This window comes from Actinoallomurus sp. NBC_01490 (genome assembly GCF_036227085.1).
GTDB lineage: Bacteria > Actinomycetota > Actinomycetes > Streptosporangiales > Streptosporangiaceae > Actinoallomurus > Actinoallomurus oryzae.
This window is the reverse complement of record NZ_CP109433.1, coordinates 5,911,578-5,936,324: the sequence shown is the minus strand read 5'-3', so window position 1 is coordinate 5,936,324 and position 24,747 is coordinate 5,911,578. Positions and strand designations below refer to the sequence as shown.

Sequence of the window (24,747 nt, the reverse complement as noted above, 5' to 3'; positions counted from 1 at the left end):
TCACACCCCCGCCGAAGCCAGCTCAGCGGCGCGCCGCGCCGCCTCATCCATCGTCTCGACCTGCTCGATGACCGAGATGGCGGCCTCATTGAGAATCCGGCGGCCCTCCTCGGCGTTGTTGCCGTCCAGCCGCACCACGATCGGACGATCCACCGTCTCGCCCCGATCACCCAGCAGCTTGACCGCCTGCACGATCCCGTTCGCGACCGCATCCCCAGAAGTGATGCCGCCGAACACGTTGATGAACACGCTCTTCACGCTCGGGTCACCCAGCACGATCTCCATACCGTTGGCCATCACCTCCGCCGAGGCACCACCACCGATGTCCAGGAAGTTCGCCGGCTTCTGCCCGCCGTACCGTTCACCGGCGTAGGCGACCACATCCAGGGTCGACATCACCAGACCCGCGCCGTTACCGATGATCCCGACGCTGCCGTCCAGCTTGACGTAGTTCAGGTCCTTGGCCTTGGCCTTGGCCTCCAGCGGATCGGTCGACGCCTTGTCCTCCAGCGCCTCATGCTCGGGCTGACGGAACGCCGCGTTCCCATCCAGGGTGACCTTGCCATCCAGCGCCTTGACCCGACCATCGGCGGTGAGGATCAGCGGGTTCACCTCGACCAGCGTGGCGTCCTCATCCACGAACGCCGCCCACAACCGCTCGATGAGCTCCGCGGCCCCCTCCAGCGCCTCGGCCGGCAGCCGCCCGGCGGCCGCGATCTCCCGGGCCTTGACCCGGTCGACACCGGCCAGCGCGTTGATCGGGATCTGCGCGACCGCCTCGGGCTTGGTCGCGGCGACCTCCTCGATCTCCATCCCACCCTCGACCGAACAGATCGACAAGAACGTCCGGTTCGCACGATCGAGCAGGAACGAGAAGTAGAACTCCTGGGCGATGGCGCTCGCCTCTTCGACCAACACCTTGTGGACCGTGTGGCCCTTGATGTCCATGCCAAGAATCTGCCGCGCCTTCTCCTCGGCGTCAGCGGGCGAATCGGCCAGCTTCACACCTCCGGCCTTACCACGGCCGCCGGTCTTCACCTGCGCCTTCACAACGACGCGCGCAGTGCCGGCGGCGGCGAACTCCTCAGCGATCGCCCGAGCCTCCTCCGGCGTCGTAGCGATCTTGCCGGCAGGGACCGGGACGCCGTACTCCGCGAAGAGCTCCTTCGCCTGATGTTCGAACAGATCCACTCGCGTTCCTCCCGCCCGTCCGCGGTCGGCCGCACCCCCGTCCGGCCTCTCGGCCGCGTTGCCGAATCTCGCTCTGGACATTCCACGCATTGGGTGTCACAGTCTTCATACAGTATTCGTCGACTGTATGCAATCCTCGTCAGCGCGGTACTGAAACGGCTTTGACCTGGCGTTACGCCCGGACACGAGCCCCGATCATGAGGAGTTGACACAGGACATGGCCACGTCCCCCGAGCCGGAACCCCAAGCCACGGAACTCATCTCAGGTGGGCATCTCGTCGCCAAGGCCCTCAAGGCGGAGGGCGTCGACGTGATCTACACCCTGTGCGGCGGCCACATCATCGACATCTACGACGGCTGCGTCGACGAGGGCATCAAAGTCATCGACGTCCGCCACGAGCAGGTCGCCGCGCACGCCGCGGACGGCCACGCGCGCATCACCGGCACGACCGGCTGCGCCGTCGTCACGGCGGGCCCCGGGACCACCGACGCCGTCACCGGCGTGGCGAACGCGCTGCGCGCCGAGAGCCCGATGCTGCTGATCGGCGGCCAGGGCGCGCTGAGCCAGCACAAGATGGGCTCGCTGCAGGACCTGCCGCACGTCGACATGATGGCGCCGATCACCAAGTTCGCCGCCACCGTCCCGCACACCGAACGCGTCGCGGACCTGGTCTCGATGGCCTTCCGCGAGTGCTACAACGGCGCGCCGGGCCCGTCGTTCCTCGAGATCCCCCGCGACGTGCTCGACGCCAAGGTCCCCCGCGACCGAGCGCGGGTACCCCGGCCCGGCGGGTACCGCGCCTCGACGCGCCGGCAGGGCGACCCCGCGGCCATCGAGCGCCTCGCCGACCTGCTGGTGAACGCCGAGAAGCCGTGCATCCTGCTGGGCAACCAGATCTGGACCACCCGAGCGACGGACGCGGCGACCGAGCTGGTGCGCACGCTCAACGTGCCCGCCTACATGAACGGCGCCGGCCGCGGCACCCTGCCGCCCGGCGACCCGCACCACTACCAGCTCTCCCGGCGCTACGCGTTCAACAACGCCGACGTCATCGTCATCGTCGGCACGCCGTTCGACTTCCGCATGGGGTACGGGCGGCGCCTGTCCCCCGAGGCCACCGTGGTCCAGATCGACCTGGACTACCGCACCGTCGGCAAGAACCGCGACGTCGACCTCGGCATCGTCGGCGACCCGGGCCTCATCCTGTCCGCCGTGACGCAGGCGGCCTCCGGGCGCTCCGACAACGGCGCCGCGGGACGGAAGGCGTGGCTGGAGGAGCTACGCGCCGAGGAGACCAAGGCCTATGAGAAGCGGCTGCCGCTCCAGCACTCCGACGCGTCACCGATCCACCCGTACCGGCTCGTGCACGAGATCAACGAGTTCCTCACCGAGGACTCGATCTACATCGGCGACGGCGGCGACATCGTCACCTTCTCCGGCCAGGTCGTGCAGCCCAAGTCGCCCGGGCACTGGATGGACCCCGGTCCGCTCGGCACCCTCGGCGTCGGCATCCCGTTCGTGATGGCCGCCAAGCAGGCGCGGCCGGACAAGGAGGTCGTCGCCCTGTTCGGCGACGGCGCGTTCAGCCTCACCGGCTGGGACTTCGAGACTCTCGTCCGCTTCGACCTGCCGTTCGTCGGGATCGTCGGCAACAACTCCTCGATGAACCAGATCCGTTACGGCCAGGGCGCCAAGTACGGCAAGGACCGCGAACGGGTCGGCAACACGCTCGGCGACGTGCCCTACAGCGAGTTCGCCAGGATGCTCGGCGGCCACGGCGAGGAGGTCCGCGAGCCCGACCAGATCCGGCCCGCGCTGGAACGCGCCCGCGAGTCCGGCAAGCCCTCGCTCATCAACGTGTGGATCGACACCGACGTTTACGCGCCCGGAACCATGAACCAGACGATGTACAAGTGAAAAGGAAAGCGCCATGGGAAAGGCACTAGACGGCGTCAAGGTCCTGGACATGACGCACGTTCAGTCCGGACCGTCCTGCACTCAGATTCTCGCGTGGCTCGGCGCCGACGTCATCAAACTCGAGGCGCCGAGCGGCGACATCACACGGCGCCAGCTCCGGGACGTTCCAGACGCCGACAGCCTTTATTTCACGATGCTCAACGCCAACAAGAAGAGCATCACGCTCAACCTCAAGAACGACCGGGCCAAAGAGCTTTTTGCCGATCTGGTGAAACGCTCCGACGTGCTCGTGGAGAATTTCGGGCCCGGCACGGTCGAACGCCTGGGATTCGGCTGGGAGAAACTGCGCGAGCTGAACCCGAGGCTCATCTTCGCCTCGATCAAGGGCTTCGGAGAGGGCCCGTACACCAACTTCAAGGCGTATGAGGTCGTGGCCCAGGCGATGGGCGGGTCGATGAGCACGACCGGTTTCGAGGACGGGCCGCCGACCGCGACCGGCGCCCAGATCGGCGACTCCGGCACCGGCATCCACCTGGTCGCCGCGATACTCGCCGCGCTCTACCAGCGCAACACGACCGGCCGCGGCCAGCGGGTCGCGGTCGCGATGCAGCACTCGGTGCTGAACCTGTGCCGGGTCAAGCTGCGCGACCAGCAGCGGCTGGCCGCCGGCCCGCTCACGGAGTACCCCAACGAGGACTTCGGCGACGAGGTGCCCCGCTCGGGCAACGCGTCGGGCGGCGGGCAGCCGGGATGGGCGGTCAGGTGCGCGCCGGGCGGCCCGAACGACTACGTCTACGTGATCATCCAGCCGCAGGGCTGGGCGCCGATCGCCCGGCTGATGGGCCGGCCTGAGCTGGCCGACGATCCCGAGTGGAGCACCCCGGAGGCCCGGCTGAACAAGCTGGCCAAGGTCTTCCAGCTCATCGAGGAGTGGAGCTGCCAGCACGGCAAGTGGGAGGTGCTGGCCAAGCTCAACGCCGAGAACGTCCCCTGCGGCCCGATCCTGTCGACCGCCGAGCTGATCGAGGACGAGAGCCTGGTCGGCAACGAGATGATCGTCACGGTCGACCACCCCGTCCGCGGTCCCTTCAAGACGGTCGGCTGCCCGCTGAAGCTGTCGGACTCCCCCGTCGAGGTCGAACGGTCGCCGCTCCTCGGTGAGCACAACGACGAGATCTACGGGCAGGTGCTCGGGCTGCCGGAGGACGAGCTCGTCTCCCTCAAGGCGAATGGAGTGATCTGAGGTGGGATACGACCGCGCGGAGGTACGCGCCGTGCTCGACGCGGTGCGTGCCGAGGGACGCACCGCGCTGACCGCGCTGGAGGGCAAGCTGCTGTGCGACGCGTACGGCATCGCCACTCCGGCGGAGGACCTGGCCACCTCGGCGGACGAGGCGATCTCGCGTGCCGTGGACATGGGGCTGCCCGTCGTCCTCAAGATCGTTTCGCCGGACATCCTGCACAAGACCGAGGCCGGAGGCGTGCTCGTCGGCCTGGAGTCCCCGCACGAGGTCAGGCTCGGCTACGAGCGGATCGTCGCGGCGGCACGCGCGCACGACCCGGACGCGCGGATCCTCGGCGTGCAGGTGCAGCGGATGGTGCCCGCCGGCCAGGAGGTCATCATCGGCGCGACGACCGACCCGACCTTCGGCAAGGTCATCGCGTTCGGGCTCGGCGGCGTCCTGGTCGAGGTGCTGAAGGACGTCACCTTCCGGCTGGCCCCGGCCACCGGCGAGGAGGCGGCCTCGATGCTCGACGACATCGCCGCCGCCGACGTGCTGCGCGGCGCGCGTGGCGCCGAGCCGATCGACCGTGAGGCGCTGGCCGGCATGATCCAGCGGGTCTCCGACCTCGTCGCCGACTTCCCCGAGATCGCCGAGCTGGACCTCAACCCGGTGTTCGCCACCGCCGACGGCGCGGTGGCGGCCGACGTACGCGTCCTGCTGGCCGAGGACGCGCCGCAGGAGGTGCCGCGGTACACCGCCGAGGAGATCCTCGCGGTGATGAACCGCCTGATGAAGCCGCGTTCGGTGGCGGTGATCGGCGCCTCCAACGAGGCGGGCAAGATCGGCAACTCGGTGATGCGGAACCTGATCGACGGCGGCTACGCGGGCGAGATCCATCCGATCAACCCCAAGGCCGACGAGATCTGCGGCCGCAAGGCCTACCGCAGCATCGCGGACGTGCCGGGCGAGGTCGACGTCGCGGTGTTCACCATCCCGGCGAAGTTCGTGCCGACCGCGCTGGAGGAGGTGGGCGCGAAGAAGGTACCCGCGGCGGTACTGATCCCGTCGGGGTTCGCCGAGACCGGCAACCACGAGCTGCAGGAGCAGGTGGTCGAGATCGCCCGCCGGCGCGGCGTACGGCTGCTCGGCCCCAACATCTACGGCTACTACTACACGCCGGAGGACCTCTGCGCGACGTTCTGCACGCCGTACGACGTCAAGGGCGGTGTGGCGCTGTCGTCGCAGAGCGGCGGCATCGGCATGGCCATCCTCGGCTTCAGCCGCAGCTCGAAGATGGGCGTGTCGGCCATCGTGGGCCTGGGGAACAAGTCCGACCTGGACGAGGACGACCTGCTGACGTTCTTCGGCCAGGACGACAACACCCGATGCGTCGCGATGCACCTGGAGGACCTGAAGGACGGACGGGCGTTCGTCGCCGCGGCCCGCGAGGTGACGCCCAAGAAACCGATCATCGTGCTCAAGGCCGGCCGGACCAGCCTCGGCGCCCGCGCCGCGAGCTCCCACACCGGCGCGCTCGCCGGCGACGACAAGGTCTATGACGACATCCTCCGCCAGGCCGGAGTGATCCGCGCGCCGGGGCTGAACGACATGCTGGAGTACGCCCACGCGCTGCCGACGCTGCCGACCCCGAAGGGCGAGAACGTCGTCATCATCACCGGCGCGGGCGGTTCCGGGGTGCTGCTGTCCGACGCGTGCGTCGACGCCGGGTTGTCACTGATGGACATCCCCCCGGACCTGGACGAGGCGTTCCGCAGGTTCATCCCGCCGTTCGGCGCCGCCGGCAACCCCATCGACATCACCGGGGGCGAGCCGCCGTCCACGTACGAGGCGACGGTACGGCTGGGCCTGACGGACCCGCGCATCCACGCCCTGATCCTCGGCTACTGGCACACGATCGTGACCCCGCCGATGGTGTTCGCCGAGCTCATCGCCCGCGTCGTCGCGGACGCGCGCGCCCAGGGCATCGACAAGCCCGTGGTCGCCTCGCTCGCCGGCGACACCGAGGTCGAGCAGGCCAGTGAGTATCTGTTCGACCACGGCGTCCCCGCCTACCCCTACACGACGGAGAAGCCGGTCGCGGTGCTCGGCGCCAAGTATCGCTGGGCACGCGCCGCGGGCCTGCTGCCCCGCTGACCGTCCACCGGTGGCCGTACGGCCGCATGCCGTCGTCTGTACGGCCACCGGCTTCAGCGTCCCGCTCACAGGAGGAGAACGCCCATGCAGCGTACCTAACAAGAGCTTGGTGGCCGAGCGCACGAACGCCAGATCGGGGACAGGGGGCAATCGCCAGCACATCGCGACGAGGGGTCGAGATGACCGCTACTGCCAATCCGAAATTCACCGAGATCACCGACCAACGCGGACGTGTTTACCGTATCGGCGAGACGGACCGCGACATCCTGGGCCATTCGCGCGTACTCATGGTGATACTGCCGTGGGCGGCGATGATGGCCATCAGCGTCTTCGAGTACGCCTACGGCTCGGCCGAGGACACCCTGTCCACCGCACACGGCTGGACCAGCAGCAACACGTTCTGGATCCTGAGCGTCTGGGTGTTCTTCCAGGCGGGCGTCGCCTTCCCCGCCGGCCGGCTGCGGGAGAAGGGCATCCTGCCGGCGCGCCGGGCGATGACGCTGGGCGCCGTGCTGGCGCTGGTGGGCTTCCTCGCCATCTCCCACCTGCACAGCGTCTTCGGGGCCATCATCGGCTTCGGTGTGCTGGGCGGCCTCGGCGCCGGATTCGTGTACGCGACCTGCATCAACATGGTCGGCAAGTGGTATCCGGAAAAGCGCGGTGCGCGGACCGGATTCGTCAACGGCGGGTTCGCCTACGGCTCCCTGCCGTTCATCGTCATCTTCAACTACGCCTTCGACACCGGCGACTACCACGAGGTTCTCGACCTGATCGGGGTCTTCGTGCTCGTCGCGATCGGGGTCTGCGGGTATTTCTTCAAGGACCCCCCGAAGAACTGGTGGCCCGAGCACGTCGACCCGCTGAAGCCCGCGAAGGCCAAGGACTCCGGCGCGCGTGTCAGCCTCGAGAAGAACCCTCCGGCGGTGCGCCAGTTCACCCCGATGGAGGCGATGCGCACGGGCATGATCCCGCTGATGTGGATCTGCCTGGCGTTCATCTCCGGCGTCTCCATCTTCGGCATCTCCTTCGAGGTGCCCTTCGCCAAGGACCTCGGCTTCGGGCCGCTGATGGCCTCGCTGTCGGCCGGGATCCTGGCCGTGGTGAACGGCGTCGGGCGCGCGGTGGTCGGCTGGTTCTCCGACCTCATCGGCCGTAAGCAGGCGCTCATCGTCGTGCTCATCATCGAGTCACTGGCGCAGTTCGGCACCCTGTGGGCCGGCGACGCGCACAACGAGGTGTTGTTCCTGGTCTTCGCGTTCATCTCCGGCTTCGGCGGCGGCGCGTTCTACCCGATGTTCGCGGCTCTGGTGCCCGACTACTTCGGGGAGAACCACAACGCCACCAACTACGGGATGGTCTACAGCGCGAAGCTGGTCAGCGGCCTGTTCGGTGGTGGTCTCGGCGCCGTCGTCATCGACGCCTGGGACTACACCGGCGCCTACACCCTCGCCGGGGTGATGGGCCTCGTGTCGGCCCTCATCGCGCTGACGCTTCGCCAGCCCGGCCGGCCGAGGGCGGCCAAGATCGTGCCCAACCCCTATCCGATCAGCCGGGAGATCATGTGACCTCCTTGTCGGGGCGCTGGTGATACGACCGGCGCGTGTGCTCGGTGTGCTCGCGCATGATCTGCGCCGCCCGCTCGCCATCGTGCGCGGCGAGCGCGTCGATCAGTGCCGCGTGCTCCGTCCAGGACTCCGGCCCCCGCTGCCGGGCGACGGGCGTGTAATACCAGCGCACGCGCCGGTCCACCTGGGCCGCCAGCTCGGCCAGGACCTTGTTCCCCGAGAGCTCGACGATGGCGGCGTGCAGCGTGGCGTTCGCGGCGACGACGGCGTCCACCTCGTCGGCCTCGAGCGCCGCCACGCCGCCCTCGCAGATCTCCCGCAGCCGCGCGATCGCCTCGGGGGTGACGTTGGCCGCGGCCAGCCGCGCCGACTCCGCCTCCAGCAGCGAGCGCACGGCCAGAAGCTGGTCGGCCTCCTCTTCGGTCGGCGTGTGTACGAAGGCCCCCTGGGCCGGCCGCAGGTCGACCCACCCCTCCGTGCTGAGCCGCTGGAGCGCCTCGCGCACCGGCTGCCGGGAGATGCCGAGACGCGTCGCCAGGTCGCTCTCGACCAGGTGCTGCCCCGGCTTGAGCGCACGCGTCACGATCAGCTCGAGCAGAGCCTCGTAGACCCCTTGGCGGAGTGGGGCGGGACGCGTCAGCCGAGGCATGTCGACGCTCTCCGCGTTACCGGTGAAGAACGACATGCCGACTCCTCGAGATCTAAGGGCTTCTGTGTACAGTCTACTGCCTACATACCGCATACCGGGACTGCCGGTGACGTGGCGGTACTCACACCATTTCTTGCCCTGCCGCCGGCCGGCACCGTCTATCGCGGCGAAATGCCACAGAAATGCACACATAACAGATAAGTCGCTTGGTGGCGGTGAAAGACGCTGGAATCAACGGATGAATTCCGGCGAACCGCTATCGGGGCGGCAGGGCGAGCAGTTCCACTTCCTCTCCCCGCCACCCGGGAGGAACGACGGCCAGCGCGTCGGCCAGCGCGGCGCCCCACAGCAGGCCGGGCCGGTCCCGGCCGACCGGCACGACCCGCGCCCCGTCCCGGCGCACCGCCAGGACGCGCGTGTCCACCGGGTGCGCGGTCACACGCGGGTCGAGCCGGACCCAGCCCCCGTTCGCGGCGAGCCGTCCGGTCAGCGCCCCGAGCAACGGCGTGAGCAGCGTCAGCCCCGCGACGAGTGCGGCGTAGGGGTTGCCGGGCAGGCCGACGACCGGCCGGCCGTCGGCGAGCCGGGCGAGCAGCTGCGGATGGCCGGGCCGGCACGCGACGCTCTCGACGAGGAACTCCGCGTCCGCCGCGCGCAGCACGGCGCGCAGGTGATCGGCGGCGCCCTTGGAGGACGAGCCGCACACCACGACGACGTCCGCCTCGGCGGCGCCGGCGATGGCGTCGGCGAGCGCCGCCTCCCGGTCGGCGACGCGGACGGGCGGAGCGGCCCGTCCCCCGACCCAGTCGATCAGGCCGGGCAGCATCGGGCCCAGCGCGTCCCGCACCCGGCCCGCGCCGGGAAGCCCGGAGGAGGTGAGCTCGTCCCCGGTCACCAGGACGGCCACGCGGGGCCGGCGGCGGACGCGGAGCAGGTCCTGCCCCACGCTCGCCGCCAGCCCCTGGACGATCGGGGTGACGACCGATCCGGCGGGGACCACCTTGGTGTCCGCCCGGCAGTCCTCACCTTGGCGCCGGATGTGGCGGCCGGGCTCGAAGGGGCCGCGGAGCCGGCCGTCCGCACACGTCACCGCCTCGTACGGCACGACCGCCTCCGTGCCGTACGGGACCGGAGCGCCCGTCCCGATCTCCACCGCCTCGCCGGCGCCGACCTCGCCCGGGGCGGTCCGGCCGGCCAGCACCCGGCCGGCCGGCCGCCAGGGGCCCGGGCCCGCCACGGCGTACCCGTCCATCGCCGCGGCGTCGAAGGCCGGCAGGTCGGCGCGTGCGCGCACCGGGCCGGCGAGGACGGCCCCGCCGGCCTCGCCGACCGGCAGGTCCATCACGTCGAGAGGCGTCGCGGCGGCGGCCATCGCCCGCGCGAGGCGCCAGGGCATGGCCGCCGTCGCGGCACGTGCCGGAGGCCGATGGGACGGGGAGCGGGAGTCGAACCCGCCCTCACCCGAGTCCTGTCGGCGAAGACCGTGAGGGCCACCAGGCACCTTCTCGCCTCCCTGGACAGACAAACTCATCCTTGACCACTATAGAGGCATACTGTAGACAGAATGCAGTAGCCCACGAGAACGGAGTTCCCGTGAGAGTCGCTGTCGTCGGCGCCGGTGCGATCGGCGCCTATGTCGGAGCAGCCCTGCACCGCGCCGGGGTGGAGGTCCACCTGGTCGCCCGCGGCGCCCACCTGGAGGCGATCCGGCGAGAGGGCGTACGTGTGCTCAGCCCGCGCGGAGACTTCACCGCCCGGCCACCGGCCACCGACGACCCCCGCGAGATCGGTCCGGTCGACCACGTCTTCCTCGGCCTCAAGGCCAACGCCTACGCGAGCTGCGGGCCGATCCTGGCCCCGCTCACCACGGAGCACACCGCCGTCATCGCGGCGCAGAACGGCATCCCGTGGTGGTACTTCCACCGGCTGCCGGGCCCGTACGAGGGGTACCGCATCGAGACGGTCGACCCCGGCGGGGCCGTGACCGCCACCATCCCGCCCGAGCGCGCCATCGGCTGCGTCGTCTACGCCGCGACCGAGATCGCGGCGCCCGGCGTGATCCGGCACCTGGAGGGCACCCGGTTCTCCATCGGCGAGCCCGACGGTACGGTCTCGGGCCGCTGCCGGGCGTTCAGCGAGGCGCTGATCGCCGGCGGCCTCAAGTGCCCGGTCGAGCCGGACCTGCGCAAGGACATCTGGATCAAGCTGATGGGCAACATCGCCTTCAACCCGATCAGCGCGCTGAGCCGGGCGACGATGCTCGAGATGTGCCGCCACCGCGACACGCGCGACCTGGTGATCACCATGATGCGCGAGACGCTCGACGTCGCCGAGCGGCTCGGCTGCCGTCCGGAGATCTCCATCGGCCGTCGCCTGGCGGGCGCGGAGCGGACCGGCCACCACAAGACCTCCACCCTCCAGGATCTGGAGAAGGGCAAGCCCCTGGAGCTGGACGTGATCCTGGCGGCCGTGGTCGAGCTCGCCGACCTCACCGGGACGCGCGTCCCCACCCTGCGGGCGATCAACGCCGTCGCGGGCCTGACCAACGAGAAGATCACCGCCGCTGCCCGAAGCGCGGTTCCCGCCTGACACCCGAGGAGGACGCCATGCGTTACACCCGTCTCACCGAGCCCCTGGTCCGCGACCGCGGCGAGCTGCGCACCGCCACGTGGGAGGAGGCGCTCGACCGCGCGGCCGAGGGCTTCCGCCGGAACGTCGAGGCCCACGGCCCGGACGCGTTCGGGATGTTCTCCTGCTCGCGCGCGACCAACGAGATGAACTACATGGCGCAAAAGTTCGTGCGGCAGGTCATCGGCACCAACAACATCGACTCCTGCAACCGCACTTGACACGCTCCCAGCGTCGCCGGTCTGGCGGCCGTGTTCGGTGCCGGGGGTGGCACCTCGTCGTACCGGGAGATCGAGGAGACCGACCTCATCATCCTGTGGGGCTCCAACGCCCGGGAGACACACCCCATCTTCTTTCACCACCTGCTGAAGGGAGTGCACAACGGAGCACGCCTGTTCGTCGTCGATCCGCGCCGTACAAGCTCGGCCGAGTGGGCCGACGGCTGGCTCGGCCTGAACGTCGGCACCGACATTCCGCTGGCGAACGCGGTCGCCCGCGAGATCATCCACGCCGGGCTGGTCAACGAGGCGTTCGTCGGCCGGGCCACGACCGGCTTCGCCGAACTGGCCGCCGCCGTCGAGCCGTGGACCCTGGAGGCCGCCGAACGCGAGACCGGCGTGCCCGCAGCGGCCATCCGCGAACTGGCCCACGCGTACGCACGCGCGGACCGGGCCCAGCTGTGCTGGACGCTCGGCATCACCGAACACCACAACGCCACCGACAACGTCCGCGCCCTGATCAACCTGGCGCTCCTCACCGGCCACGTCGGCCGCTACGGCTCCGGCCTCAACCCGCTACGCGGCCAGAACAACGTCCAGGGCGGCGGCGACATGGGCGCCATCCCCAACCGCCTGCCGGGGTTCCAGGACATCCTCGACCCCGCGGTGCGGGCACGGTTCGGCGCCGCGTACGGCCGGGAGATCCCGCCGCGCTACGGCATGCACCTGACCCAGATGCTGGAGGCGATGGACCGGCGTGAGCTGACCACCGCGTACTGCGTGGGCGAGAACCCGGCGCAGTCCGAGGCGGACTCGGCGCACACGGTCAAGCGGCTCAGCGACCTGGATCATCTCGTGGTCCAGGACATCTTCCTGACCAGGACCGCCGGGCTGGCCGATGTCGTGCTCCCCGCGAGCGCGGCCTGGTGCGAGAGCGAGGGCACGGTGACCAACAGCGAGCGGCGCGTGCAGCGGGTCCGCAAGGCCCTGGACCCGCCCGGCGGCGCCCGCGACGACATCGCGATCATGTCCGACCTGGCCCGGCGCCTCGGCCGCGACTGGGGCGCACCGTCCGCGGAGGAGATCTGGGACGAGGTGCGGTCGCTGTCCCCCATCTTCGCCGGGATGAGCTACCGGCGGCTGGAGGAGCTGCAGGGCATCCAGTGGCCGTGCTTCGGCGAGGACCGGTTGGAGCCGCCGTACCTGCACGGGCGGCTCTGGGAGACCGACCCGGACCGGCGCGGCGCCCCCGCGCCGTTCGCGGTCCCCCGGCACCGGCTGCCCGTGGACGTCCTCGACGAGGACTTCCCGCTGCGGCTCACCACCGGCCGCCGGCTCGACTCCTACAACACCGGCGTCCAGTCCGGCGCGATCGCGTTGCCGGCACGCCGCGAGGCGGCGATCGAGCTGTCCCCCGAGGACGCCGAACGGCTCGGCCTCGTGCCCGGCGAACGGGTGTGGGTCAGCTCGCGGCGCGCCTCGGTGACCGCGCCGGTGGCCGTCGACCCGGCCCTGCGGCCGGGGCTGGCGTTCATGATCCCGCATTTCCCCGACCAGGTGGACACCAACAGCCTGACCATCGAGGCGACCGACCCGATCGCCGGCACCGCCGAGTACAAGGCGACGGCGATCCGCGTCGAACGGCTGCCCGGTGACGGGCCCGCCGGAGGGGACGGGTGATCCGCGACTGACCATTGCCCGGACGAGCACGCTGGCATACGGTAGATCGTATACAGTCTTCGGTTTCGAGAGTGGGACCCGGCATGGCGAAAAAGACCCCCCGCACGCCGTACGTCCGTCTGACCCGGCCGCTCGTCCGGGACGCCGGCGAACTCCGGCCCGCGTCCTGGGACGAGGCCCTGGACCGCGCGGCCGAGGGTTTCCGCCGCAACGTCGAGACCCACGGCCCCGACGCGTTCGGGATGTTCTCCTGCTCGCGCGCGACCAACGAGATGAACTACGTCGCGCAGAAGTTCACCCGCGTGGTGATCGGCACGAACAACGTCGACTCCTGCAACCGCACCTGCCATGCCCCCAGCGTGGCCGGCCTGGCCGCCGCCTTCGGAAGCGGCGGCGGGACGTCCTCCTACCAGGAGATCGAGGACACCGACCTCATCGTGCTGTGGGGGTCCAGCGCACGCGAGGCGCACCCGATCTTCTTCCAGCGCGTGCTCAAGGCGATCCGCCGGGGCGCGCGCGTGTTCGCGGTCGACCCGCGGCGCACGAGCACGGCCCGGTGGGCGGACCGCTGGCTCGGCCTGAACGTCGGCACCGACATCCCGTTGGCGAACGCGATCGCCCGCGAGATCATCCACGCCGGGCTGCACAACCCCACGTTCATCGAGCGCGGCACCAGCGGGTTCGCGGAGTTCGCCGCGTCGGTCGAGCCGTGGACCCTGGAGGCCGCCGAACGCGAGACCGGCGTGCCCGCAGCGGCCATCCGCGAACTGGCCCACGCGTACGCACGCGCCGAGCGGGCCCAGCTGTGCTGGACGCTCGGCATCACCGAACACCACAACGCCACCGACAACGTCCGCGCCCTGATCAACCTGGCGCTCCTCACCGGCCACGTCGGCCGCTACGGCTCCGGCCTCAACCCGCTACGCGGCCAGAACAACGTCCAGGGCGGCGGCGACATGGGCGCCATCCCCGACCGCATGGTCGGGTTCCAGGACATCCTCGACCCCGCGGTGCGCACGCGGTTCGCCCAGGCGTGGGGGCGCGAGATCCAGCCCCGTTACGGGCTCAACCTCACCGACATGTTCGCCGCGATGGGCGCGGGCACGCTGACGACCGCCTACATCATCGGGGAGAACCCCACTCAGTCCGAGGCGGACGCCGAGCACACCGTCAAGCGGCTCGGCCTGCTCGACCACCTGGTGGTCCAGGACATCTTCCTCACCAGGACCGCCCGGATGGCCGACGTCGTCCTCCCCGCCGGCGCCGCGTGGTGCGAGTCCGACGGCACCATGACCAACAGCGAGCGCCGCGTCCAGCGCGTCCGCAAGGCACTCGACCCGCCCGGCGAGGCCCGCGACGACATCGACATCATGTGCGCGCTGGCGCGCCGGCTCGGGCACGACTGGCACTACGAACGCGCCGAGGACATCTGGGACGAGGTACGGTCGCTGTCCCCCATCCACGCGGGCATGACCTACGCGCGGCTGGAGGAACGGCACGGCATCCAGTGGCCCTGTTACTCCGAGGACCGGCTGGAACCCTCGTTCCTGCACTCCCGGCTGTGGGAGCCCGACCCGGAGGCTCGCGGGCGTCCCGCGCCGTTCGCGGTGCTGCGCCACTCACCGCCGGTGGACCGGCTCGACGAGGAGTTCCCGCTGCGGCTCACCACCGGCCGCCGGCTCGACTCCTACAACACGGGCGTCCAGTCCGGAGGGTTCTCCTCGCCACTGCGCCGCGGGGAGAACCTCGAGCTGTCCCCCGAGGACGCCGAACGGCTCGGGGTCACTCCGGGCGAGCAGGTGCGGATCTCCTCGCGGCGCGGCACGGTCACCGCCCCGGTCCTCGTGGACCCGGCGCTGCGGCCGGGCCTGGTCTTCATGACCATGCACTTCCCCGACGAGGTGAACACCAACAGCCTGACCATCGAGGCGACCGATCCGATCGCCGGCACCGCCGAGTACAAGGCGACCGCCGTACGGGTCGAGAAGGTCGCGGGGAGCTGAACATGGACCTGCGCTTCAGGGACGTGGCACCGACCGAGGCGGAACGCGAGGCGGTCGACGCGCTGCTCGGCCCGCCGTCCTCCGCCTGGGACGGCGGCGACCGGGACGACATCCGGGTCGCCCGGGGCGGTCACGAGGCACGAGAGCGGCGAGACCTGCTGCTGCCGGCGCTGCACGCGGTCAACGACCGGGTGGGCTGGATCAGCGAGGGCGCGCTGGACTACATCTGCCGGCGGCTGACCGTCGCGCCCGCCGAGGCGTACGGGGTGGCGACGTTCTACGCGCTGCTGTCCGTCGAGCCGCGGCCGCGGCGCGTCGTCCACGTGTGCACCGACCTGGCCTGCCGGGCCGCCGGCTCCGACGCCCTGTGCCGGTCGCTGGACGCCTCGCTCGGCCCGCACGGACGGCCCGCCGGCGACGGCGACGCCGTCTGGCACCACAGCCCGTGCCTGGGGCTGTGCGAGCGAGCACCGGCGGCGCTGGTGCTGGAGGCGGGTGAGCAGCCGCGGACCGCCGTGGTCGGGCCCGCCACGGCGGAGGCGGTGGTCCGGGCGGCCGCCTCCCCGGACCGGGCCGAGGACGAGCCGCCCGCCCGCGCGGCGGTGCCCCAGGCGGGCCAGGACGGCCTGGTCCTGCTGCGCCGGGTCGGCGTCGTGGACCCGGCCGGCCTCGACGACTACCGGGCGGCCGGCGGGTACCTCGCGCTGCGCAGGGCGTTCGCGCTCGGCCCGGCCGCGGTCATCCGCGAAGTGCTCGACGCCGGTCTGGTCGGCCGCGGCGGCGCGGCGTTCCCGACCGGGCGCAAGTGGGACGCGACCGCGCGCCAGCCCGACCATCCGCACTACCTGGTCTGCAACGCCGACGAGAGCGAACCCGGCACGTTCAAGGACCGGGTCATCATGGAGGGCGACCCGTTCTCGGTGATCGAGGCCATGACCGTGGCGGCGTACGCCACGGGCTGCCGCCGCGGCTACCTCTACCTGCGCGGCGAGTACCCGCGCGCGCTGCGGCTCCTCACGAACGCCGTCGAACGCGCCCGGGAGCGGAACCTGCTGGGCACGGACATCCTCGGGTCCGGGTTCGACTTCGACGTGGAGATCCGGCGCGGCGGCGGGGCGTACATCTGCGGCGAGGAGACGGCGATCTTCAACTCGATCGAGGGCTACCGCGGCGAGCCCCGCAGCAAGCCGCCGTTCCCGGTCGAGAAGGGGTTGTTCGGCAAGCCGACCGTGGTCAACAACGTGGAGACGCTCGTCAACGTGCTGCCCATTCTCACCGGCGGCGCCGCCGCGTACGCCGCCGTGGGCACGGGCGGATCGACCGGGACCAAACTGTTCTGCCTGTCCGGCACGGTCCGCCGCCCCGGGATCTACGAGCTGCCCTTCGGCGCCACGCTGCGCGAGCTGCTGGCCCTGGCCGGCGGCGTCCCCGAGGGCCGGAAGCTGCGGGCGGTGCTGCTCGGCGGCGCCGCGGGCTCGTTCGTGCGCCCCGACGAGCTGGACGTCCCCCTCACGTTCGAGGGCACGCGGGCGGCCGGCGCCGGCCTCGGCTCCGGCGTCGTGCTGGCCCTCGACGACAGCGTGGACCTGACCGGGGTGCTGTTGCGGATCGCGGCGTTCTTCCGCGACGAGTCCTGCGGCCAGTGCGTCCCCTGCCGGGTGGGAACCGTGCGGCAGGAGGAGGCACTGCACCGCCTGGCGCGGGGCTCCGGCCCGGCCGACGTGACGCTGCTGCGCGACGTCGGCCGGGCCATGCGCGACGCCTCCATCTGCGGCCTCGGCCAGACCGCCTGGAACGCCGTCGAGTCCGCGATCGACCGCCTCGGTGTCTTCGCCGATGGCGAGAAGGGCTGGGTCTCATGACCGAGCGAAGCGAGGGAATCGATAACACGCCCCTGTGGTCACGCTCTCCGACGAAGGAGGTCTCATGACCATCGTTCCGCTCGCACCGCCGCGGCGGCTGATCGACGTCACCGTGGACGGTGAGCCGGTGCGGCTGCCCGAGGGATCGACCATCCTCGCCGCCTGCCCCGGCACGCCGACCCTGTGCTATGGCGACACGCTGACGCCGAAGAACGCCTGCCGGGTCTGCATGGTGGAGGTGAAGGGCTCCCGGACGCTCGTGCCGGCCTGCTCGCGCCGCGTCGAGCCGGGCATGGAGATCACGACCGACAGCGAGCGGGTCCGGCACAGCCGGCGGCTGGTGCTCGAACTCCTGGGCTCCTCGACCGACCTGTCCACGACGCCCGGCGCGGCGGAGTGGAGCGCGGAGTACGGCGCGCGGCCGGCGCGGTTCGGGCCGCCCGGTGAGCCGTCCGCCGACCGGGACACCCGTCAGCCGGGCGTGCACGAACCGCCCGGCGGGGCCGCCGCGGCCACCGTCGCCCAGCCGGCCAAGGTCGACAACGACCTCTACGTACGCGACTACGGCAAGTGCATCCTGTGCTACAAGTGCGTCGACGCGTGCGGCGAGCAGTGGCAGAACACCTTCGCCATCGGCGTCGCGGGCCGCGGCTTCGACGCGCGGATCTCCACCGAGCACGCCGCGCCGCTGCCCGACTCGGCCTGTGTGTACTGCGGGAACTGCGTCGAGGTCTGCCCGACCGGCGCGCTGTCGTTCAAGAGCGAGTACGACATGCGCGCGGCGGGCACGTGGGACGAGTCGCGGCAGACCGAGACGACGACGATCTGCAGCTACTGCGGTGTGGGCTGCAACCTGACCCTGCACGTCCAGGACAACGAGATCGTGAAGGTCACCTCGCCGCACGACAACCCGGTCACGCACGGCAACCTGTGCGTCAAGGGCCGCTTCGGCTTCCAGCACGTCCAGAACCGTGGGTAGGCGCACGGTCCGCCGTCGGATGACGCGCGTGTCCGACGGCGTCCCGGCGGGCCGTACGGACACGCTCGTGGCGGAGGAGCCATTGGAGATCCGGCTCGGTGGGCGGCCGCTCACGATCACGATGCGCACCCCGGGCGACGACTTCGAGCTGGCGGCGGGGTTCCTCGTCGGCGAGGGCGTGGTGGGGCGGGCGGAGGAGATCCGGACGATCGCCTACTGCGCCGGGGCGACCGACGACGGCGGCAACACCTACAACATCGTCGACGTACGGCTGGCGGACGGGGTGGTGCTCCCCGATCTCACGCTGGAGCGCAACTTCTACACCACCTCCTCCTGCGGCCTGTGCGGGAAGGCGAGCCTCGACGCCGTGCGGACGGTGGCGCGCTGGAGCGTACGGGAGGATCCGCTCCGGCTCGACCCGGCGGCGGTGGCCGCGCTGCCGGACCGGCTGCGGGCGGCGCAGCGGGTCTTCGAGCGCACCGGCGGCCTGCACGCCGCGGGCCTGTTCGACGCGAGCGGCGAGCTGCTGTGCGTACGCGAGGACGTCGGCCGCCACAACGCGGTGGACAAGCTGGTCGGGTGGGCGCTGCGACGTGGCCTGCTGCCGCTGCGGGGGGCGACGCTGCTCGTGTCCGGCCGTGCGTCGTTCGAGCTCGCGCAGAAGGCGGTGATGGCCGGGATCCCGGCGATGGCGGCGGTGTCCGCGCCGTCGTCGCTGGCGGTCGAGCTGGCCGCGGAGACCGGCCTGACGTTGATCGGCTTCCTACGCGGCACGACCATGAACGTCTACACCGGGGCGGAACGCCTCCGCGCCACGGTCGCGGCGGCCCACTGAACGTTTCCTGGAGGACCCGGGCGGCCACCCAAGCGGTCCACCGGGAGACGAAAGGGACCGGCGGGTGGCAGCCCCCTGCGCCCGCCGGTCTCCGCTTGCGCAGGGGGGCGACCCCCTGGAACCCCCGATGTGAAGGGCTCGGCCCCACGCCTCCACGGGTTGATGTCTCGGCATCCCCCTTCATCGCCCGCACGTTCGGGTCGAGAGTCAGCACCGGTCAAGGACATCCTCCAGTATGCGTACCGCTCAGTACGCCAGCTGCGGGATGCCCTGGGTCCACGTTACGTGCACGATGGCCCGACCCCTGTGTGCTCGAGTATTGGAGGGGACGTGAATACTGAGAACGCGCTCCGCGCGTTGGCTGAAGGCTTCGACGGCGAGGTGATCCTGCCCGAGGCCGCCGGCTACGAATCGGCCCGCCGCGTTTGGAATCAACTGATCGACCGCAAACCCGCTGCCATCGCACGCTGCCGAACCCGGGATGATGCCGTCTCGGCATTGGCGGTCGCACGGGACACCGGCCTCGAAGTCGCCGTCCGCGGCGGCGGGCACAGCTTCCCCGGCTTCTCGACGACCGAGGGCGGGCTGGTCCTGGACCTGACCCCGATGAAGCAGATCGTCGTCGGCGTGGAGCAGCGGACGGCCAAGGTCGGCCCTGGTGTTCGGTGGGGTGATCTCACCGCGGCGACCGCGCAGTACGGCCTCGCGCCAGTCGGTGGGCACGTGGCGGATGTGGGCGTCGCCGGGCTGACGCTTGGAGGGGGCAACGGGTGGTTCTCGCGGGTCTTCGGGCTTGCCTGCGACAACCTCGTCTCCGCCGACGTCCTCTCCGCTTCGGGGAAGATCGTCCGGGCGAGTGCCGACGAGAATCAGGACCTGTACTGGGGCCTGCGCGGGGGCGGCGGCAATCTCGGGGTCGTCCTCGAGTTCACCTTGCGCCTGCACCCGGTCGACCGGCTGCTCGGCGGGCTGGTCATGCACCGGTTGGACGGCGCCGCCGAGGTGCTCCGCCTCCTCGCCCAGTACGGCCAGAGCGCTCCCGATGAGGTCAATGTGGCGCCGGCGATCCTCACCGCTCCGCCGGCGCCGTTCGTTCCCCAGGAACTGCACGGAAAGCCTGTGCTCGCGCTGGCGATGTGTTACGTCGGGGCCCTCTCTGATGGGGAGCGAGAGCTCGCGCCTATGCGTGGTCTCGGCGAGCCGTTCGCCGACCTGGTCGAACCGACTTCCTTCGAGATCCTCCAGCACATATTCGACGCACAGGGGCAATCCACGCCCTATCACATGCGCTCTCATCTGGGCGGTCCGATAACCGAGGAACTGATCGAAACCGTGATTGATTTCGGCGGCAGGCTGAGCTCGCCGGAGAACGCCGTGATTCTGCTGCCGATGGGTGGGGCCGTGGCCGGAGTCGCCGCCGACGCTACCGCCTTCCGACACCGGAAAGCGTCCTACTGCCTGGAAATCGGGGCAGCTTGGTCGGCGGACGACGAAAACCCGCAGACGCACATCGACTGGGCTGACCAGCTATGGGCGGCGACACGGTCATGGGCGACCGGCGTGGAGGTCAACCACCTCGCCGACGAGGGGCCCGAGGGGGTCCGCAGAGCCTACGGCGACAATTACCACCGGTTGGCCGAAATCAAGCGGGCCTGGGATCCCGATAATCTCTTTCGACTCAACCAGAACGTCCCCCCAGCCGTCGCCAACTGAGCCATTCTGCCTACCCTCCGCAACCACCAGGGACGATGTAACGCCGAAGAGCCGGGAAAGAAAGAACCCCCCTCCGGGCAAGCTTGGGTTCAAGAGGTCGTCGCAACACCTCAGGTGAGGAGTTGCGGTGGGCTTCGAGGTCCGGGGTGACCGGTCCCCGCAGGGGCGCAGGAAGTTGTCGCGGGAGCGGGCGCACTACCTTGCTCTGGTGGCGCAGGGGTTGAGTAACAGCCAGGCGTGTCGTGTGGTGGGTGTGAACCCGCGGACGGGGCGTGAGTGGCGGAACGGGCGGCCGGAAGGCCGGGTGAAGAGGCCTCGGCCTCCGGCGCGGAAGGTGCTGGAGGCCGAGGCCTCGTCGCGGTTCCTGGACGACACCACGCAGTTCATCGTTGGTGGCGAGTCTGCCCGGGCGGGGACGGGGCCGGCGCGCATCCGCGCGGGCCTGGGCTGCGTGCGGCCGGTACTGCCCGCTGGCCAGGTGCCGGTTCCGGCGCACCTCACGGCTGATGGTGGACGGGCTTCGGCCCAGCTCGGCCGCGATCAGGCGAAGCGAGACTCCCTCACCCAGCCGGTCAGCGATGTGCACACGCTCTTCCTCACGCAGGTAACGCGAGCAACCGGCCTGCGCGGACGGTCTGCTGATCGGCGGGCGGGCCTTGTTATGGGCGGTGGCCTTCACCCCGTTACGCCAACGCTTACCGGTCCGCGGGTTGATGCCCACGATCCGGCAAGCCTCCTTGCTACTCAGGCCCTGATCCATAAGCCGGAAGTATTCCTCCCGCTCACGCACCAAGGCCTTAGGCCCACGCTGTGTGCGATCTGCACGAATCTCGAAGCCCATCGCATCCCCTCAGACAGGGCGTTGCGACGACTCCTAGAACCGAAGGGGGGTTCCAGGGGGTCGCCCCCCTGGGCCGGCACGTCAGACGTTGAAGCCGAGGGCGCGCAGCTGCTCGCGGCCGTCCTCGGTGATCTTGTCCGGGCCCCACGGCGGCAGCCACACCCAGTTGATGCTGACCTTCTCGGCCATGCCCTCCAGGGCGCTGTTCGTCTGGTCCTCGATCACATCGGTCAGCGGGCAGGCCGCGCTGGTGAGGGTCATGTCGAGGGTGACGACGTTGTCGTCGCCGATGTCGACGCCGTACACCAGCCCCAGGTCGACGACATTGATGCCGAGCTCGGGGTCGACCACGTCTCGCATGGCCTCGAGGACCTCGTCCTCAGCGATCTTCGTCTCGGACATGGGTCCTCCTTCGTCGGATGATCGACCGGGCGCACCGGATCACGCCTGGGCCTCCATGGCTTTCGCGGTCGCGTCCTTCCACGCCATCCAGGCGAGCAGGGCGCACTTGATACGGGCGGGGTACTTCGACACCCCGGAGAAGGCGACGGCGTCCTCCAGGACGTCCTCATCGGGGTCGACCTGCCCCTTGGACTGCATGAGCTTCAGGAACTCGTCACCGGTGTTCATCGCCTCCTTGACCGGCCTGCCGATGATCAGGTCGGCCATCACCGACGCACTGGCCTGGCTGATCGAACAGCCCATCGCGTCGTAGGAGACGTCGGCGACGTCGTCGCCGTCGAGGCGGACGCGCAGCGTCACCTCATCACCGCAGGTCGGATTGACGTGATGCACCTCGGCGTCATAGGGATCCCGCAGCCCCTTGTGGTGCGGGTTCCGGTAGTGATCCAGGATGATCTCCTGGTACATCGACTCGAGCTGCATTCCTCTTCCTTCCTACGGCCGAACAGATCAACGTCAGGCGGCGCTGAAGAATTTCTGCGTCTGCCGGAGTCCGTCGACCAAGGCATCGACCTCGGCGCGCGTGTTGTAGAAGTACAGCGACGCCCGGGTGCTGGCGGTCAGGCCGAACCTGCGGTGCAGCGGACGCGCGCAGTGGTGACCGGCCCGCACGGCCACGCCGTGGGCGTCGAGCACCTGGCTCACGTCGTGCGGGTGGATCTCCCGGCCGTCGAGGCCGTCGAGGGTGAATGACAGGGCGCCGCCGCGGTCCACGGCCTCGGCCGGGCCGAGCAGCCGCAGCCCCTCGACCTCGCGGAGCCGCTCCAGGGCGTACGCCAGCAGCTCGTGCTCGTACGCGTGGATCTCCTCGAGCCCGATCCCGCGCAGATAGTCGATCGCGGCGGACAGCCCGGCGGCCTCGGCGATCGGCATCGTGCCGGCCTCGAACTTGTGCGGCGGCGGCGCGTACGTCGAACGTTCCATCGCGACGGTCTCGATCATCTCGCCGCCGCCGAGGAACGGCGGGAGGGTCTCCAGCAGCTCCCGGCGCCCCCACAGCACGCCGATGCCGGTCGGGCCGCACAGCTTGTGCGCGGTGAAGCCGTAGAAGTCGGCGCCGAGCTCCGCGACGTTCACCGGCATCTGCGGCACCGCCTGCGCCCCGTCGACCAGCACGAGCGCGCCGACGGCGTGGGCCTTGGCGGCGATCTCGCGGACCGGGTTGACGGTGCCGAGGACGTTCGACTGGTGCGCGACCGCGACGATCTTGGTGCGCTCGTTGATCAGCTCGTCGACGTCGGACAGGTCGAGACGGCCGTCGTCGGTCACGCCGAACCAGCGGAGCGTCGCGCCGGTGCGCTGCGCGAGCAGCTGCCACGGCACGATGTTGGAGTGGTGCTCCATCTCGGTGATGACGATCTCGTCGCCGGGGCCGACGCGGAACCGCTCGGCCTCGGGGCCGGAGGTCGCCGCGTTGCCCAGGGCGTACGCGACGAGGTTGATGCCCTCGGAGATGTTCTTGGTGAACACCACCTCGGACTCGTCCGCCACGCCGATGAAGCCGGCGACCTTCAGCCGCGCGCCCTCGTACGCCTCGGTCGCCTCCTCCCCGAGCTGGTGCGTCGCCCGGTGGATGTTGGCGTTGTGCCGGGAGTAGTACTCCTCGATCGCGTCGATGACCTGCAGCGGCTTCTGCGAGGTGTTGGCGCTGTCGAGGTAGACGAGCGGACGTCCGTCCCGGACACTGCGCGTCAGGATCGGGAAGTCCTTGCGGACCCGCCCCACGTCGATATCCGTCACGCTGACGCGCCCGCCTTCGTGAACTTCTCGTAGCCTTCGCTCTCCAGGAGCTCGGCCAGCTCCGGGCCGCCCTCCTCGACCACGCGCCCGGCCGCGAAGACGTGCACGAAGTCGGGCTTCACGTAACGCAGGATCCGCGTGTAGTGCGTGATCAGCAGGACGCCGGTCTCGCCGCCCTCGCGGAAGCGGTTGACGCCCTCGGAGACGACCTTGAGCGCGTCGATGTCGAGGCCGGAGTCGGTCTCGTCCAGGACCGCGACCTTGGGCTTCAGCATCTCCAGCTGGAGGATCTCGTGACGCTTCTTCTCACCGCCGGAGAAGCCCTCGTTGAGGTTGCGCTGGGCGAACGCCGGGTCGATCTGCAGCTCCGCCATCGCGCCGCGCATCTCCTTGGAGAAGTCGCGCAGCTTCGGCGCCTCGCCGCGCACGGCGGTGACCGCGGTGCGCAGGAAGTTCGACACCGACACGCCGGGCACCTCGACGGGGTACTGCATGGCGAGGAACAGCCCGGCGCGGGCGCGCTCGTCGACGGTCATGTCCAGCACGCTCTCGCCGTCGAGGAGGACCTCGCCGCCGGTGACGTCGTACTTGGGGTGACCCGCGATGGCGTAGGCGAGGGTGGACTTGCCGGAGCCGTTCGGCCCCATGATCGCGTGGGTCTCCCCGGCCCGTACGGTCAGGTCGACGCCCCGCAGGATCTCCTTGTCCTCGACGGCGACGTGCAGGTCGCGAATCTCAAGCGTGGCCATATATCTCAGGACTCCTTGAGCGAGACGTACACGTCGTCGCCCTCGATCTTCACTCGGTACGTGGGAACCGGCTGAGTGGCCGGCGGATTGGTGGGCTTGCCACTGCGCAGGTCGAAGCACGACCCGTGCAGCCAGCACTCGATGGTGTGGTCGTACACCTCGCCCTCGCTGAGCGCGACCTCGGCGTGGGAGCAGACGTCGCGCAGCGCGAAGACCTCCGCGCCGATGCGCACGACCGCCACCGGCGTGTCGTCGATCTCCACCGCCAGCGCCCCCTCCTCGGGCACGTCGGCGAGCGCGCACGCGCGCACGAAGCTCATCGATCCAGCTCCTG

18 protein-coding genes, 1 tRNA gene and 3 pseudogenes are annotated in these 24,747 nt (G+C 70.4%); 12 read left to right on the top strand and 10 right to left on the bottom strand.

Going from position 1 to position 24,747, the window contains the following annotated elements; all coding sequences use genetic code 11:
- Positions 1–1,191 (bottom strand): ADP-forming succinate--CoA ligase subunit beta, encoded by a 1,191-nt coding sequence (gene sucC / locus OG417_RS27645; RefSeq protein ID WP_329234273.1) that lies wholly within the window; start codon positions 1,189–1,191, stop codon positions 1–3.
- 217 nt (positions 1,192–1,408) lie between these two features.
- Here sucC and OG417_RS27640 point away from each other — a divergent pair, with 217 nt between their 5' ends.
- From OG417_RS27640 to OG417_RS27625, 4 genes are all read left to right on the top strand, one after another.
- Positions 1,409–3,109 carry a thiamine pyrophosphate-binding protein gene (locus tag OG417_RS27640; RefSeq protein ID WP_329234270.1) on the top strand — a complete coding sequence of 567 codons (1,701 nt, stop codon included), beginning with the start codon at positions 1,409–1,411 and terminating at the stop codon, positions 3,107–3,109.
- Between the two features lie 13 nt (positions 3,110–3,122).
- Positions 3,123–4,352, top strand: coding sequence for a formyl-CoA transferase (frc, locus tag OG417_RS27635; protein ID WP_329234267.1), 1,230 nt, complete (start codon positions 3,123–3,125; stop codon positions 4,350–4,352).
- A 1-nt stretch (position 4,353) separates the two neighbouring features.
- Entirely contained in the window at positions 4,354–6,489 is a 2,136-nt protein-coding gene (locus OG417_RS27630) for an acetate--CoA ligase family protein (RefSeq protein ID WP_329234263.1), read from the top strand.
- 179 nt (positions 6,490–6,668) lie between these two features.
- The gene (locus OG417_RS27625; protein WP_329234261.1) at positions 6,669–8,054 is read left to right on the top strand and encodes an OFA family MFS transporter; all 1,386 of its coding nucleotides are present in this window, start codon (positions 6,669–6,671) and stop codon (positions 8,052–8,054) included.
- Here the strand turns inward: OG417_RS27625 and OG417_RS27620 are convergent.
- The 3 genes from OG417_RS27620 to OG417_RS27610 all read right to left on the bottom strand — a co-directional run bounded on the left by OG417_RS27620 (position 8,047) and on the right by OG417_RS27610 (position 10,216).
- A complete protein-coding gene (locus OG417_RS27620) occupies positions 8,047–8,739 on the bottom strand; it encodes a GntR family transcriptional regulator (protein ID WP_329234258.1) in 693 nt (230 codons plus the stop codon). The two genes, OG417_RS27625 and OG417_RS27620, sit on opposite strands and share 8 nt — an antisense overlap.
- A gap of 220 nt (positions 8,740–8,959) precedes the next feature.
- Positions 8,960–10,099 (bottom strand): molybdopterin molybdotransferase MoeA, encoded by a 1,140-nt coding sequence (locus OG417_RS27615; RefSeq protein ID WP_329234255.1) that lies wholly within the window; start codon positions 10,097–10,099, stop codon positions 8,960–8,962.
- A 31-nt stretch (positions 10,100–10,130) separates the two neighbouring features.
- Positions 10,131–10,216 (bottom strand) — tRNA-OTHER (locus OG417_RS27610).
- Between the two features lie 5 nt (positions 10,217–10,221).
- On the opposite strand from OG417_RS27610, the pseudogene OG417_RS27605 reads away from it, so the two are divergent.
- The 8 genes and pseudogenes from OG417_RS27605 to OG417_RS27570 form a co-directional block, all read left to right on the top strand.
- Positions 10,222–11,292 (top strand): annotated as a pseudogene (locus tag OG417_RS27605) (2-dehydropantoate 2-reductase); the annotation flags it as partial.
- A 17-nt stretch (positions 11,293–11,309) separates the two neighbouring features.
- Positions 11,310–13,229 carry a molybdopterin oxidoreductase family protein gene (locus OG417_RS27600; protein WP_329234252.1) on the top strand — a complete coding sequence of 640 codons (1,920 nt, stop codon included), beginning with the start codon at positions 11,310–11,312 and terminating at the stop codon, positions 13,227–13,229.
- Positions 13,230–13,312: 83 nt separating this feature from the next.
- Positions 13,313–15,232 (top strand): molybdopterin oxidoreductase family protein, encoded by a 1,920-nt coding sequence (locus tag OG417_RS27595; protein WP_329234249.1) that lies wholly within the window; start codon positions 13,313–13,315, stop codon positions 15,230–15,232.
- 2 nt (positions 15,233–15,234) lie between these two features.
- The gene (locus tag OG417_RS27590) at positions 15,235–17,094 is read left to right on the top strand and encodes an NAD(P)H-dependent oxidoreductase subunit E (RefSeq protein ID WP_329234246.1); all 1,860 of its coding nucleotides are present in this window, start codon (positions 15,235–15,237) and stop codon (positions 17,092–17,094) included.
- 64 nt (positions 17,095–17,158) lie between these two features.
- The gene (locus OG417_RS27585; RefSeq protein WP_329234244.1) at positions 17,159–18,073 is read left to right on the top strand and encodes a 2Fe-2S iron-sulfur cluster-binding protein; all 915 of its coding nucleotides are present in this window, start codon (positions 17,159–17,161) and stop codon (positions 18,071–18,073) included.
- Positions 18,066–18,908: a formate dehydrogenase accessory sulfurtransferase FdhD gene (gene fdhD, locus OG417_RS27580; protein ID WP_329234241.1), complete on the top strand. Its 843-nt coding sequence runs from the start codon at positions 18,066–18,068 to the stop codon at positions 18,906–18,908. Before OG417_RS27585 ends, fdhD begins: the two co-directional genes overlap by 8 nt.
- Before the next feature lie 330 nt (positions 18,909–19,238).
- Positions 19,239–20,621 carry an FAD-binding oxidoreductase gene (locus OG417_RS27575; RefSeq protein WP_329234238.1) on the top strand — a complete coding sequence of 461 codons (1,383 nt, stop codon included), beginning with the start codon at positions 19,239–19,241 and terminating at the stop codon, positions 20,619–20,621.
- Positions 20,622–20,748: 127 nt separating this feature from the next.
- Positions 20,749–20,940 (top strand): annotated as a pseudogene (locus OG417_RS27570) (helix-turn-helix domain-containing protein); the annotation flags it as partial.
- A 42-nt stretch (positions 20,941–20,982) separates the two neighbouring features.
- Here OG417_RS27570 and OG417_RS27565 read toward each other — a convergent pair.
- The 6 genes and pseudogenes from OG417_RS27565 to OG417_RS27540 form a co-directional block, all read right to left on the bottom strand.
- Positions 20,983–21,462, bottom strand: a pseudogene (locus OG417_RS27565) (helix-turn-helix domain-containing protein); the annotation flags it as partial.
- A gap of 81 nt (positions 21,463–21,543) precedes the next feature.
- Complete coding sequence (locus tag OG417_RS27560; protein ID WP_329234235.1) at positions 21,544–21,864, bottom strand: metal-sulfur cluster assembly factor; 321 nt, start codon at positions 21,862–21,864, stop codon at positions 21,544–21,546.
- Between the two features lie 39 nt (positions 21,865–21,903).
- On the bottom strand, positions 21,904–22,347 hold the full coding sequence (gene sufU, locus OG417_RS27555; RefSeq protein ID WP_285584165.1) for a Fe-S cluster assembly sulfur transfer protein SufU: 444 nt from the start codon (positions 22,345–22,347) through the stop codon (positions 21,904–21,906).
- 33 nt (positions 22,348–22,380) lie between these two features.
- Positions 22,381–23,664, bottom strand: a complete 1,284-nt coding sequence (locus OG417_RS27550; protein ID WP_442875580.1) for a cysteine desulfurase — start codon at positions 23,662–23,664, stop codon at positions 22,381–22,383.
- Positions 23,661–24,413, bottom strand: coding sequence for a Fe-S cluster assembly ATPase SufC (sufC, locus tag OG417_RS27545; RefSeq protein WP_329234232.1), 753 nt, complete (start codon positions 24,411–24,413; stop codon positions 23,661–23,663). The genes OG417_RS27550 and sufC overlap by 4 nt, the downstream gene beginning before the upstream one ends.
- Positions 24,414–24,418: 5 nt before the next feature.
- Positions 24,419–24,733 carry a non-heme iron oxygenase ferredoxin subunit gene (locus tag OG417_RS27540; protein WP_329234230.1) on the bottom strand — a complete coding sequence of 105 codons (315 nt, stop codon included), beginning with the start codon at positions 24,731–24,733 and terminating at the stop codon, positions 24,419–24,421.
- Between the last annotated feature and the right edge of the window lie 14 nt (positions 24,734–24,747).

Bases quoted from the DNA above. Each gene is read 5' to 3' on its own strand.
- OG417_RS27590 (WP_329234246.1), top strand. From the start codon at position 15,235: ATGGACCTGCGCTTCAGGGACGTGGCACCGACCGAGGCGGAACGCGAG.
- sufU (WP_285584165.1), bottom strand. From the start codon at position 22,347: ATGCAGCTCGAGTCGATGTACCAGGAGATCATCCTGGATCACTACCGG.
- sufC (WP_329234232.1), bottom strand. From the start codon at position 24,413: ATGGCCACGCTTGAGATTCGCGACCTGCACGTCGCCGTCGAGGACAAG.
- OG417_RS27615 (WP_329234255.1), bottom strand. From the start codon at position 10,099: ATGCCCTGGCGCCTCGCGCGGGCGATGGCCGCCGCCGCGACGCCTCTC.
- OG417_RS27585 (WP_329234244.1), top strand. From the start codon at position 17,159: ATGACCATCGTTCCGCTCGCACCGCCGCGGCGGCTGATCGACGTCACC.
- OG417_RS27625 (WP_329234261.1), top strand. From the start codon at position 6,669: ATGACCGCTACTGCCAATCCGAAATTCACCGAGATCACCGACCAACGC.
- frc (WP_329234267.1), top strand. From the start codon at position 3,123: ATGGGAAAGGCACTAGACGGCGTCAAGGTCCTGGACATGACGCACGTT.
- OG417_RS27620 (WP_329234258.1), bottom strand. From the start codon at position 8,739: ATGTCGTTCTTCACCGGTAACGCGGAGAGCGTCGACATGCCTCGGCTG.
- OG417_RS27595 (WP_329234249.1), top strand. From the start codon at position 13,313: ATGGCGAAAAAGACCCCCCGCACGCCGTACGTCCGTCTGACCCGGCCG.
- OG417_RS27540 (WP_329234230.1), bottom strand. From the start codon at position 24,733: ATGAGCTTCGTGCGCGCGTGCGCGCTCGCCGACGTGCCCGAGGAGGGG.
- OG417_RS27640 (WP_329234270.1), top strand. From the start codon at position 1,409: ATGGCCACGTCCCCCGAGCCGGAACCCCAAGCCACGGAACTCATCTCA.
- OG417_RS27560 (WP_329234235.1), bottom strand. From the start codon at position 21,864: ATGTCCGAGACGAAGATCGCTGAGGACGAGGTCCTCGAGGCCATGCGA.